The 12,477-nt window shown below is 68.3% G+C and carries 11 protein-coding genes; 4 read left to right on the top strand and 7 right to left on the bottom strand.

What is annotated here, in order from left to right:
* Positions 1-9: 9 nt before the first annotated feature.
* From hpt to folE, 3 genes are all read left to right on the top strand, one after another.
* Positions 10-585: a hypoxanthine phosphoribosyltransferase gene (gene hpt, locus ACTEI_RS35085; RefSeq protein ID WP_122981561.1), complete on the top strand. Its 576-nt coding sequence runs from the start codon at positions 10-12 to the stop codon at positions 583-585.
* Positions 586-881: 296 nt separating this feature from the next.
* The gene (gene ftsH, locus ACTEI_RS35080; RefSeq protein ID WP_122981560.1) at positions 882-2,894 is read left to right on the top strand and encodes an ATP-dependent zinc metalloprotease FtsH; all 2,013 of its coding nucleotides are present in this window, start codon (positions 882-884) and stop codon (positions 2,892-2,894) included.
* Entirely contained in the window at positions 2,891-3,538 is a 648-nt protein-coding gene (folE, locus tag ACTEI_RS35075; protein WP_122982613.1) for a GTP cyclohydrolase I FolE, read from the top strand. The genes ftsH and folE overlap by 4 nt, the downstream gene beginning before the upstream one ends.
* A 49-nt stretch (positions 3,539-3,587) precedes the next feature.
* Here folE and ACTEI_RS35070 read toward each other — a convergent pair whose 3' ends face one another.
* The 3 genes from ACTEI_RS35070 to ACTEI_RS35060 form a co-directional block, all read right to left on the bottom strand.
* Positions 3,588-3,848, bottom strand: coding sequence for a hypothetical protein (locus ACTEI_RS35070; RefSeq protein WP_122982612.1), 261 nt, complete (start codon positions 3,846-3,848; stop codon positions 3,588-3,590).
* Between the two features lie 26 nt (positions 3,849-3,874).
* Positions 3,875-4,570 carry a hypothetical protein gene (locus tag ACTEI_RS35065; protein ID WP_122981559.1) on the bottom strand — a complete coding sequence of 232 codons (696 nt, stop codon included), beginning with the start codon at positions 4,568-4,570 and terminating at the stop codon, positions 3,875-3,877.
* 210 nt (positions 4,571-4,780) lie between these two features.
* Positions 4,781-7,381 carry an FtsK/SpoIIIE domain-containing protein gene (locus tag ACTEI_RS35060; protein ID WP_122981558.1) on the bottom strand — a complete coding sequence of 867 codons (2,601 nt, stop codon included), beginning with the start codon at positions 7,379-7,381 and terminating at the stop codon, positions 4,781-4,783.
* 411 nt (positions 7,382-7,792) lie between these two features.
* Here ACTEI_RS35060 and ACTEI_RS35055 point away from each other — a divergent pair, with 411 nt between their 5' ends.
* Positions 7,793-8,227, top strand: coding sequence for a hypothetical protein (locus ACTEI_RS35055; RefSeq protein WP_239082182.1), 435 nt, complete (start codon positions 7,793-7,795; stop codon positions 8,225-8,227).
* Between the two features lies 1 nt (position 8,228).
* On the opposite strand, the gene ACTEI_RS38830 is transcribed toward ACTEI_RS35055, so the two are convergent.
* From ACTEI_RS38830 to ACTEI_RS35035, 4 genes are read right to left on the bottom strand one after another with little or no spacing between them, the layout of a single operon-like run.
* Complete coding sequence (locus tag ACTEI_RS38830; RefSeq protein WP_122981556.1) at positions 8,229-8,831, bottom strand: hypothetical protein; 603 nt, start codon at positions 8,829-8,831, stop codon at positions 8,229-8,231.
* On the bottom strand, positions 8,831-9,955 hold the full coding sequence (locus ACTEI_RS35045; protein ID WP_122981555.1) for a M23 family metallopeptidase: 1,125 nt from the start codon (positions 9,953-9,955) through the stop codon (positions 8,831-8,833). The genes ACTEI_RS38830 and ACTEI_RS35045 overlap by 1 nt, the downstream gene beginning before the upstream one ends.
* A complete protein-coding gene (locus ACTEI_RS35040) occupies positions 9,952-10,497 on the bottom strand; it encodes a hypothetical protein (RefSeq protein ID WP_122981554.1) in 546 nt (181 codons plus the stop codon). Before ACTEI_RS35040 ends, ACTEI_RS35045 begins: the two co-directional genes overlap by 4 nt.
* 3 nt (positions 10,498-10,500) lie before the next feature.
* Positions 10,501-12,477, bottom strand: coding sequence for an MFS transporter (locus tag ACTEI_RS35035; RefSeq protein WP_122981553.1), 1,977 nt, complete (start codon positions 12,475-12,477; stop codon positions 10,501-10,503).

Genomic DNA, 12,477 nt, shown 5'->3' with positions numbered 1-12,477 from the left:
CTTAGAGTCATGGCTGATGGTTCTTGGTACGACGCCGACATCGACCACGTGATCATCTCGGAGGAGCAGATCCGCGAGAAGATCGACGAGCTGGCGAAGCAGGTTTCCGCGGATCACGCCGCTGCCACCGACGGGATCCTCCTGGTCTGCGTGCTGAAGGGCGCGGTCATGTTCATGGCCGATTTCGCCCGTTCGCTGGGGCGGCACGGGCCGTCCACCGAGATGGAGTTCATGGCCGTCTCGTCGTACGGACAGGGCACCACCTCGTCCGGCGTGGTGCGCATCCTCAAGGATCTGGACCGGGACATCACCGGCCGGCACGTGCTGGTGGTCGAGGACATCGTCGACTCGGGGCTGACCCTGTCCTGGCTGATGAAGTACCTGGAGTCCCGCCAGCCGGCCAGCGTCGAGGTGGTCGCGCTGTTCCGCAAGCCGGACGCGGTGAAGGTGCAGGTCCCGGTCCGCTACGTGGGCTTCGACATCCCGAACGAGTTCGTGGTCGGCTACGGGCTGGACTTCGCTGAGCGTTACCGGGAGTTGCCGTACGTGGGCGTTCTGAAGCCGGAGGTGTACGCCCGTAGCTGAACCGTTTTCTCAGCGTGTTCTCAGTAATGGTGGTTATGGGCCGTTTTATCGCTGAAACGCGCTGGATTGCGGGGGGTTACGCCGAGTTCGCCCTCCGGCCTCACGGGTTCGCAAACCGTGCCTACGGTGTACGGTCGAGTGACCGATGGCGTGGTGTCACGAGCGCCGGAGGGGCCGGGAGTGATTCACCGCCGCAAAGCGGGGAATTGATCTACGGCAGCCGCCGGTGGGCGGCGACGTTGAGGTGACCAGGACGCCGATCAGGAGGGTCCGGGCGCTTGGCGCCCGACAACAGTATGGAACGTACGCGTTTCTTCCGCCGCCCGGTGGTCTGGATCATTCTGGTGATCATCGGCGTAGTCGCGCTGAGCTCATTCTTCACCAGTGGTCCGAGCTACCAGCGAGTAGATACTTCGGTCGCTCTTGAGCGTCTGAACCAGCCCGGCATCGAGAAGGTCGTCCAGAAGGACAAGGAGCAGACGCTCCAGATCGACCTGAAGGATGCCCAGCAGTTCAACGGCAAGACCACCGACAAGATCGAGACCCAATATCCGTACGAGGTCACCAGCCAGATCTGGGAGGACGTCCGGGCGGCCAAGGCGGCCGGACGGATCAACGGGACGATCAACACCACCGTCTCCGGCGACAACATCCTGCTCAGTCTGCTGATCAACCTGCTGCCGATCGCCATTCTGGTGGTTCTGCTGCTGCTGTTCATGTCGCAGATGCAGGGTGGCGGCTCCCGGGTGCTCAACTTCGGCAAGTCCAAGGCGAAGATGATCACCAAGGACACGCCGAAGACGACGTTCGCCGACGTGGCGGGCGCCGACGAGGCGGTCCAGGAGCTCCACGAGATCAAGGACTTCCTGCAGAACCCGGCGAAGTACCAGGCGCTGGGCGCCAAGATCCCGAAGGGCGTGCTGCTGTTCGGCTCGCCGGGTACCGGTAAGACGCTGCTCGCCCGCGCCGTCGCCGGCGAGGCCGGGGTCCCGTTCTACTCCATCTCCGGTTCGGATTTCGTGGAGATGTTCGTCGGTGTCGGCGCCAGCCGGGTCCGCGACCTGTTCGAGCAGGCCAAGTCGAACGCGCCGGCGATCGTCTTCGTCGACGAGATCGACGCGGTCGGCCGGCACCGCGGCGCCGGCATGGGCGGTGGCCACGACGAGCGCGAGCAGACGCTCAACCAGCTGCTCGTCGAGATGGACGGCTTCGACACCAAGGGCGGCGTGATCCTGATCGCGGCCACCAACCGGCCCGACATCCTGGACCCCGCGCTGCTGCGTCCCGGCCGCTTCGACCGGCAGATCCCGGTGGACAACCCGGACATGGAGGGCCGCAAGGCGATCCTGCGGGTGCACGCCAAGGGCAAGCCGTTCACGCCGGACGTCGACCTCGACTCGGTGGCCCGGCGGACCCCCGGCTTCTCCGGCGCCGACCTGGCCAACGTGATCAACGAGGCCGCGCTGCTGACCGCCCGTAACGAGAAGCGGGCGATCTCCAACGAGTTCCTCGAGGAGGCGATCGACCGGGTCATCGCCGGTCCGGAGCGCCGCACCCGGGCGATGAGCGACAAGGAAAAGAAGATCACCGCGTACCACGAGGGTGGGCACGCGCTGGTGGCCTACGCCCTGCCGCACTCCGCACCGGTGCACAAGGTGACGATCCTGCCGCGCGGCCGCTCCCTCGGGCACACCCTGGTCCTGCCGACCGAGGACAAGTACACCCAGACCCGCGCCGAGATGATCGACACCCTGGCGTACGCGCTGGGTGGCCGGGCCGCCGAGGAACTCGTCTTCCACGAGCCCACCACCGGCGCCGGCAACGACATCGAGAAGGCGTCCGGCCTGGCCCGCGCCATGGTCACGCAGTACGGCATGAGCTCCAAGCTGGGCGCGGTGAAGTACGGCACCAGCGGTGACGAGCCCTTCATGGGCCGCAACATGGGTCACGAGAAGGACTACTCGGACGCCGTCGCGGCCGACATCGACTCCGAGGTGCGGGCGCTCATCGAGCTCGCGCACGACGAGGCGTGGGAGATCCTGGTCGAGTACCGCGACGTGCTCGACAACATGGTCCTGGAGCTGATGGAGAAGGAGACCATCACCCAGGAGGACATGAACCGGATCTGCGCCCGGGTGCAGAAGCGCCCGCCGATGTCGCCCTTCAACGGCTTCGGCAAGCGGCTGCCGTCGGAGGCCCCGCCGGTGCTCACCCCGGCCGAGCGGGAGAAGCTGAAGGCGCAGGCCGAGGCGGACGGTCAGATCGCCGTCGGGCCGAACGCCAACGGCTCCGCGGAAGGCAGCAACTGATCAGCGCGCACGACGAACTCGACTACCTCGCCGCCCGTCTGGTCGACGGCAAGCTCACCGGCACCCCGGTCGAGCAGGCCGTCGACCTCGGGCGGATCGAGAAGGCGGTCCGGGAGATCCTCATCGCGATCGGTGAGGACCCGGATCGGGACGGCCTGGCCCGGACCCCCGCCCGGGTCGCCCGGGCCTACGCGGAGCTCTTCGCCGGCCTGCGGGTCGACCCGTCGACCGTGCTCACCACCACCTTCGAGGCCGACCACGAGGAACTCGTCCTGGTCCGGGACATCGAGGTGCAGAGCATGTGCGAGCACCACCTGCTGCCGTTCAAGGGCCTCGCGCACATCGGCTACATCCCGGGCGCCGACGGCCGGATCACCGGCCTGTCGAAACTCGCCCGCCTGGTCGAGGTCTTCGCCCGCCGGCCGCAGGTCCAGGAGCGACTCACCTCACAGATAGCCGACCTGCTGATGGCGCAGCTGGGCGCCCGCGGGGCGATCGTGGTGCTGGAGTGTGAGCACCTGTGCATGGAGATGCGCGGGATCCGCAAGGCCGGCGCGCGGACGGTCACCTCGGCGGTGCGCGGCGCGTTCCAGAACGACGGCAAGGTCCGTGCCGAGGCGATGGCGCTGATCAACGCCCGCTGAATCGGACTCATCGCCGGAGGCGGCTCGCGTACGTGAGCCGCCTCCCAGGTCAGATCAGGCCGCGGAACTGGTTGGCCGACTCCATCGCGGCCCGCGTCAACTGGGTCGCCTCGTCCAGCCGGAGGCGGGCCTGCTCCAGCTGCGAGATCGCCGCCGCGGTGCTCGGGTGGAACGACCCGACCGCGGTCAGCCGCAGCAGCGCCAGTGACTGGTCCAGCTGGTCGGCGACCATCTGGATGCCGGCGAGCGCCCGTTGCGCCCCGTCCACCGAGGCGGCGACGCTCACCTTGACTTCTTCGACGTTCGCCATGGCCATCCCTCTCGTCGTCGGATCGGTCAGTCGAACAGCGCCTGCAGGCCGACGCCCATGCAGGTGAGCAGCACCGGGGTGAGGCAGGTGACGATGCCCAGCACCGGCGTCCGGTCGACCGGCGCCCCGCTCTTCTCGGCGTCCGGACCCCACACGAAGCCGATGGTCGCCCAGCCGAGCCCGAAGGCCAGCAGCGGCATGCTCAGCCCGCACAGCAGCGTGTAGGTGGGCAGCGAGCCACTCGGCGCCACCAGGTAGAGAATGATCTGCACGAACAACACCGCGGCCGCGAACGGGCCGTACACCAGCAGGTTCCGTGCCCACGGACGGCCCGGACCGGCCGGCGCCGGACCGACGAAGGCATGATCCGCGGCATCCGCGGTGGCCCGGGCCTGGCGCAGCGCCGCCAGGACAGCCCCCGGACCGCCGGTCACCGCGGCCAGCGCCGCCGCCCGCTCACCGTCCTGCGGCGTCAGATCCACCTCCGGTACGCCGAAATCGCGCACCAGCCTGGCCCGCTGCGGAGCGAGCCGGGCCCGTACCGCGGAAAGCTCCTGCCAGGCGGTGGCGATCGTCGCCGCCTGTTCCCCGGCCACCGAGCTCGCCGCGCGGCGCACCACGTCGAGCTCGCGCGCCGCCGCCAGATAGGCGGCCCACGGGCCGGAGCCGGGCGGGGCCGCCTGGGACGGCACCAGCCCGCTCTGCTCTGCCTGCTCCGTCATGGGTTCGCACCCTTCCGGGCCACGTCGCTTTGTCCGTCCGCCGCCGTCATGGGTTGCGCCTTCCGGCGGACGCCGCCTCTTCGATTCGTCGGATCCGCCGCCCCACGCGTCGCCCTCCGGCGTGGGCCGCCACGGTTGCGCGGGCCCCGCGCCGCATCGGCCGTCGCCTGCCGGCGCACGTCACTTCGGGGATCCGTTCCGGCTGCCGCCTCATGCGTCGCCGCCCTCCGGCTGGACGAACGGGACCACGGTGACCGTCCGGTCGGTGTGCCGGTCGTGCAGCAGCGCACGGTTCGGCCGTGGGTGCCAGTCCACCGGCCGGCCCAGCATCAGCGTCACATCGGCCTGCGGCACGTTCAGGAAGAGCAGACCGGCCACGTCCTCGCGTCCCATACTGCCGCCGGTCTCCTCGTTGAACCGGCGCACGCCGCGCCACCAGGACAGCAGATGCGCGCCCCGGCTCGGCCCGGCACGCAGCAGCTGCCGCAGCCCGGCCAGGCCACCCGGCGGGGCCGCGTCCATCCCGAACACCACCCGGTAGCCCGGGTGCTCGGCGTCGAGCTCGGCGGCCAGCCCGGCGGCGTCCACGACGACCACCTCCTGACGGTGGGCGATCTCCGCCGCCAGCGCCTCGGCCAGCGCATCCCCCTCCGCGACCAGCGAGGCGATCACGAACCGGGCGGTCCGAGGCGCGTGACACGCCGCCACGCTGCGGGCCGCCGCGTCCAGCACCTCCGCACCGGTCGTCTGCGAGCCCAGGATCGCCAGGTGCCGCCCCGGCGACGAGTCCAGCGGGAACGCCGCGGTGGACAGGTTCACGTCGATGATCCGGCCGACCAGGGCGGTCGGGCGGCTCGCCCGGCCGGCCAGCGCGGCCCGGTAGGTCGGGTCGTCGGCCAGATGCTGGTGCGCGTAACCGGCGAAGATCCGGGGCGGGACGGACTCCGGGGCCCGCGCCCCCCACAACCTGTGCCGCAGCTCGCTGAGCAGCTCCTGATCGGCGTGCGGGTCGGGGAACCGGACCACCCGTTCGTGACCCCGGGTCGCGCCGCGCGGGCCGCCCAGGCCACCGGCCGTGTTCACCACCGCGCTGCCCAGCGGCAGCCCGGCCGCCGCGTCGTTGGTCGGCTCCAGCACGTCGCCCCCGCCGGGCAGCGCGATCCGCACCGGGAACTGGCCGAAGATCGAGTCACGCTTCGCGTAGAGCGCCTCGACGCCGAGCACGGTCTGGCTGGCCAGCACCAGGTGGATGCCGTACGACCGGCCCTTGCGGGCCAGCGACTCCAGCAGGCCGACCGCCTCGGCAGCCGTCGGGTCGTTGCCGGCCAGCAGCACCTGGAACTCGTCGATGACACACAGCACCCGGGGCAGTGGACCGCCCCGGCCCTCCTCGGCCGCCACCGCGCGCAGGTCGGCGAACCGCGAGACACCGGCCCGCTTGTACGCCATCGAGCGGCGGCCCATCTCGGCGTCCAGCTCGCGCAGCACGGCCAGGCCGTACTCCCGGTCCGACTCCACCCCGACCGCGCGGGCATGCGGCAGCCAGGTGCGGTCCCGCCGCGTCGGGACGAACTCGGCGAACGACACGCCCTCCTTGAAGTCGAGCAGGTAGAGAGCCAGCTCGTCGGGGGAGTACCGGGCGCCCAGGCTGTACAGCACGTTGATCAGGAAGGCGGTCTTGCCGGCCCCGGAACGACCGCCGACCATCCAGTGCGGGGTCAGATCGTTGAACCGCAGCACCAGGGGCACGTCACCGTGATGCCCGACCACCGTCTCCACCCCGGCCGCCGCGTCCGCCGACCACAACTCCTCGGCCGGCTCGGGCAGCAGATCGGACAGCGTCACCCGGGAGGCCGCCGCGGTGTGCGCGGCCAGCTCCTGACACACCGCGTCGACCAGGTGCGGCGGGGGATCCTCGTCGAGGAAGACCGGGGCGTTCAGCCACGGCGCGTCCGCCGTCGACCCGAAAGATCCCCCGGGCGGGTCACCGACCACCGCGAACGGGTTACGCACCGAGACCGACGTGGTGCGCGGCAGCGGGGGCTGGGTGGTCTCCGCGGTCAGCGGTGGAGGCGGCCAGCCGGCCACGATCAGGTGAAGGCCGGAGTCCGGGCCCTGCTGCGCCAGAGCGGCGATCCGGCGCAGCTCCTCACCCTCGGTCAGCTCGGGCAGGCTGGCGATGACCACGAGCAGCATCCGGTCCCGCCGGGCCCGGCGGGACGTGCCGCCGCCGCGGACCGGGCGCAGCCACTTCTCCGCCTCGGAGAGCACCTCGCGCAGCCCCTGACGGTCGGTGGCCGGTGGGGACATCAGGCCGGCGTCGGCCAGCTCCTCGAACGGCTGGAACACCGCGCCGCCCCCCACCCCGTCGACCGCGCGCACCAGCAGTGAACCGGCCGGGGCGGCCGCGAACAGGCGCAGCAACACGGCCCGGAGCAGCCCGAACACCCGCGGATCGGTGGCGCTCGCGTCGACCGTGAGATGACCGGCGCCGAGCAGCGGAACGATCGCCGGGAAGCGGGCGTCGTCCAGCGGCTGCGCCACACCGATCCGGACGAACTGCGGTGACGACCCGCCACCGAGCGGCGCCCGGGGCGTCAGGGCGTCCAGCGGCGCCCCCAGCCAGCCGGGCGTGAGCTGGGCCGCGGCCATCCGCAGTTGCTCGGCCAGGCGATGCTGTTCCCGCGGATCGGCGGCGCTGGGCGCATACGCCTCCAGCGCGGCGGAGGCCGCGTCCGCTGTCGCCACCGCCTGCCGGTGCAGAGCGGCGGCCTGCCGGACCCGCAGAGCCGAATCCGCCACTGCCGTCACCTCCTGTCGCGCGCATAAAACCTATCCCAGACGAGCGTGGCTACACGCAATGCGGTCCCGACGCGATTCGGGGGCATGCGGGGTGTCCGCCCCGCGATGCCCGGCCCGCGTGTCCTGACAGGAGACGCCCGAGCCGACCGGAGATCAGTACGGACGCGGGACGGGGACGGTTCGCCGATCGGCACTCGTCCTGTCGTGAGGCGACGGCGACGACGAATTAGTGTCGTATGTATGCAGCCACGTGAGCCGGAGACCGGAGTGGGACCGACGCCGCCTACGGTACCGGCGGCGTCGCCGGACGGCACCGCGCCGGTCGGCCCGCCACCCGGAGGTGGTGCGGGCCCGCGGCCCGGGGGTGGTGCGGGTCCGCGGCCCGGACGCCGAGACCGCTTGCGGAGCCGGCGATCGCGGTTGTTGCTGGCGTTGGGGGCGGGGATCATGGCCCTGCTGTGCCTGGGGGGAGTGGGGGTGGTGGTCGCCCTCTACGACAACGCCACCGAAATCAAACGATCGGACCCAAGCGCCGTCCTGGTGAATTTCCTTGGCGCCTATCTTGCCGATCGCGACGATGAGCAATCCGCGCTTTACACTTGCAAGGAAGGTAGTGATCTCAGTCGTTTGAACACCTTCCGAGAAGAGATCAGGAGAACTGAAGATAAGTACTCGGTAGGGGTAATGGTTACCTGGAAGAATCTCGCTGTGGAGGTCTCTGGTAGGCGCGCTACAGCCATTGCGGATATCGTGCGAACGATATCCGGCGGAGCGGAGGAGACGTTTGATCCTTGGATATTCGACATGGCTGACGATGATGGCTGGAGAGTGTGCTCCGCCAGCCCCAAATCTTGACTTATTCAAGCCACAGAAGGCGAGACGGTACCTCTAGGGTCTGCGGAACTCGTCCGTTCCATGCCCACCGGTACCACTCCAGTTCGATGGCCACGCGTGCGCAGACTTCACCATTTTCACTCGTATACAGCTCGGTGGTGACGCGTAAGTCTCGCTCTTCGCCACCATCGTCTAGAAGCCGAACCGCGCGCTGGCCTGTCAGTGAGGTGGCCTGATCGGCTGGTACCGGTAGTCGTCGAGAGGGCTCATCGAGTGAGACCAGCCTCGGCTTCGGTGGCGTGGCCGATACGAATGGGGCGGACACGCCTAGGTCTTCCACCCAAACGCGGTCAATCGGAACGAGGGCAGCGAATACTTCAGTTTGCTCCGACTCGGCCCGGTACCATTCCGCTTCTGGCATTACGGGAATGTAGGTCCGACTTCCTTGGACTACCTTCTCATCAGCTCGGAGATCGCAGCGCCATCCAAGGCCAGGCAGGCCGATAAGAACTCGACGGCCTCGCAGCTGTCCGCTCATTGTGGCCGGCACTGGAACGACTGGCCGAGGAGGCTCAAGCTCCCAGCTGGCTTGACTGAAGAAAGGGTCGGGAACGGGTTCGCTCATTATCCGGCGTCGCCCAGTGGTGCGCCGTGCTGCTGCATGAACGGCACGGGGTTCGTCGCGCCGGCACTCGATCGGTCATTGTTCATATGGACCTCGAAGTGCAGGTGGGGACCGGACGAGTTGCCGCTTGTGCCGACACGGCCGATGACCTCACCCGCGGTGACCTTCTGGTTCTTGTGGACGAAGGGGCGCTGCACCATGTGACAGTACCGGGTCATCACGTTCCCGGCATGCTCGATCTCCACCATCCAGCCACATCCGCCCTTGCCCGGGTACCCGTCGACGTTGCACGTCTTCCGACCCCGGAAGTCCTCGTCGCACTTCACCATCGACACGATGCCGCTTGCCGCCGCGACGATCGGCGCGTACCTACCGACCATCAGGTCGACACCCTGGTGGTTGGGCCGTTCCGGAGTCCGGAAGCCGGATCCGACTTCCGCCTGGACCGGGTTCGTCCAGCCGGACGCGGCGATCTGGCCCGACGCCGCGCATTCCATCGACAGGGAGTTCCCCACCGCGTTGGCCGCACCATCGGCCAGCATGTTGACCATCTGAGTCGCGGCCGGTTCATGCTTGGCGTAGGCGTCCGGGTAGGCGCTGATCTGAACCGCCTGCGCCGCCCGGGTCAGGGACTTCTTCTCCCAGCCTCGTACCTTCTTGAGCTTCTGGTAGAACTTCGTGGCGGCGTACTCCGGATCCCGGACCTGTTCCGGCGTGCCCCAGCCCGAGCTCGGCCGCTGCTGGAAGAGGCCGAGCGAATCGTGGTCGTTCCGGGCGCCGAGATGGCCCAGATTGACCAGCCCGGACTCCTGCATCGCGGTCGCCACCGCGATCACCCATGCGCGCGGCGGCATCCGCATCTTCGCGCCGACATTGATGATGATGGCCGCGTTACGGACCTGCTGGTCGCCGTACTCCCGGACGTCCGGCAGTTCGGCATTGGGATCGATCGGACCGGCCTCGCCGCATCCGAACGCGGCCATGGTGAGGTTGGCGCGTTCGTCGTCATCGTCGCTGAACCCGCCGAACAGGATGACCGTGACGCTTCCGGCGCAGCACAGCAGCGCAAGGGTGGTCACCAGAGCGGCCAGAAGTACGACCTTGCGCGGCCGCCGGAGACTCACGCCGCCTCCCAGTCGATGCCGTCCACGAGCCAATGGCCGTCGGGTGCGACCAGGCGCAGGCTCAGCCTGCCGGAGTCCATCGTCACCACCGCGTTGACCAGGGTGTCGTTGACCGCCTCCACGACCGGGCGGCCGACCACTCGGTTCGCCGGAACGCCGGCCGGGTCGACGCCACGAAGTTGGTCAGCGAGATCGGTGGAGGCGTTCGGAACCAGGCGGTCGAGCCACTTCTTCGACGTCACGCCGGTGTGACTCACCCATGCCGAGGCGAAGGCGTAGGCCACCGCCTCCGGCTGGGCACGTCCGGGACTGGTCTTCGGGGTGGGCGGTGGCTCCGAGGAGACGACACTGTCGTCGTCGGCCGGGTTGATGCTGATCGCGGGAGCCGGCGAACCGAGGCCGGCCAAGGGGGAGCCGGCATCTCCGTCGGAGAACAGTCGTCCGACGCCGACCACAGCGAGCACGATGACGGCAAGAACCAGGGCTATTCCCCAACGCGAGCGGAAGAGGGCGTTGAGTCCGCGCGCGATCACTCCCGACATGCGTCACCTCGCCTCTGACCGCACCCGGGGCGTCGCCGGTTCCTGGGTGGTCGAACCGGTCTCCGGGCGATAGATGGCATACGATGTCGGGCGCTCTGCCACGTCCGGCTCCGTCCATTCGGCGGTGCGCCGAGCACGCACTGGAGCAGGTCGGTTCGGCGTGGTGGGTTCCACCGCAGCCGGCTTGCCCTCACGGACGGACTCGTTGCCGTCCGGACGGACCGGAAGGCCCGGTCGGGGCTCGTCACCAAGGGTGGCGACGGCGGCCGTCTCGCTGCGGGTCGAAGCCGCGTGCGCCGGGTCTTCGAGCCGAGCCTCAGGGCGTAGGTTGCGCTGTTCGATGAAGACAACGCGCCCGTCTTTGCCGATCACGGGCTCACGGGTGCTGCCGCCCTCGGCGACCTCCAGCTTCGCGGCCTCGCGCATGTCCCGGAAGAAGCGGCGATGCCAGGACCCGCCGGAGGCGATGGTGGCAGCGCCGTCCTTACCGCCGAGTTGAGTGATCCTGCGATACGGGCGAAGCAGCAGCCAGCCCACAACGCCGCACAGCCAGACCAGAACCACCTGCAACCATCCCGGAAGGCTTGCCGTGTTCATGATGAGGTCTACGGCAAAGAGGTAGATGGCAGCGCCTGTCCCGAAGATGGCGATATTGAAGATCGCTGCTACAACGGCATTACCGAGGCGTCGGATGCCAGCGCTTGCCGGCCTCAGGAGACCAATTGTTCCTAGAATAGGAACCGCGATTACCGCCCATCGGAAGATCAGGAAGCCGAGGAGCACAAGAACCGAGGCGGTTAGGTCGAACATGGCGAACATCAGTGCAGCTAGGGCGGCGATGAATCCCGAGCCAATCCGTTCCATGCCATTGGTCCCTTGGAGGTAGTCATACGCCTCCGGATCTTCGGTCTTGATTTGTTGTGCAACGAGCGACCATTGAGTTCTCTTGCGCTCTAGTGTTGCTTCTCGGATGGCTGGGTTCTTGCGGATCTCCTCGGCCTCGTCCCAGCGTAGAGAGTGGGCATCATAAAGGGCGAGACCGTACTTTTGTGCGGTTTCGCTGTCGGCAGATCCAAGAACGCCCCGAAGCCAGTTTCGATAGAGCATCGTTTCGGTGGCTGTGTCGCTGGCGCGAACTGCCGGTGGCCGCTTGTCTGTGCAGGCGTCGGCCTTACCCAGCTTGCAGTCGGTACCGGACGCTGGGCTCTGGGCTCTGGGGCCTACAGCGTCGTGCACCACACTGAGCGAGGTTACGAGGCTTTGGTCGGCGAGATTGGCTGACCGAACAGGCCAGGCAGCGATCGCGGTGACGCCGACCATGACCAAGATGGCCCAGCCGGCAGTTGTCGTTGCTGCCCCCATGTCCGCTTGCCGAGACCGCCAGATGAGGTAGATGCCGACAATTGCCAGGGTGATAACGCCGAATGCCGTAAAAACCTTCTGGTAGACCGCCGTAGTTGCCTGCTGAACCAGCGTGTCGGCCCAGCCCCAGAGCGACTGCGGGTCCCAAGCTCGCTCACGGAGTGCGTTCGATGCGCCGATAATCGCCGTCGCTACCATGAACTCACCGTTCGCGATGGTCGATTCTATTCGCGAGTCGGCTTCTGTCAGTGGTGCGGTGCAACCGCCTTCTTGGTCGTAGATTGGAAAGCTGTATCCGGCATATCCGTAAAGGGTGTACATGCCTTTGGGGCCTGGCTGATTGGACGCTTCTGGTTTTTCGGCGAACCATCCCGCCAGGCCAGAGTCAGGGGTGCTGGGTGTAGGTGCGCTTTCGCAGGACGCCTTTTCGCCTGCTGCATCCTTGAGGCGGTTGACACATTGCCGGAAGTCCTTCTTCCACTCTTCCAGGCTGCAGGGCCCGCCGGGTGCCTTGCCGGGGGCTGCGTACGCCCCCGACGGTGCGGCGACCGCCCAGGCGATCGACGCCACCACCAGCACAACCATGGCCGAAAACAGCGCCAACCCCCGCCGCACCAT

The organism is Actinoplanes teichomyceticus ATCC 31121 (genome assembly GCF_003711105.1).
Classification (GTDB): Bacteria; Actinomycetota; Actinomycetes; order Mycobacteriales; family Micromonosporaceae; genus Actinoplanes; species Actinoplanes teichomyceticus.
Note: the sequence above shows the minus strand (reverse complement) of the source record. Positions and strands in the feature narration are given on the sequence as shown.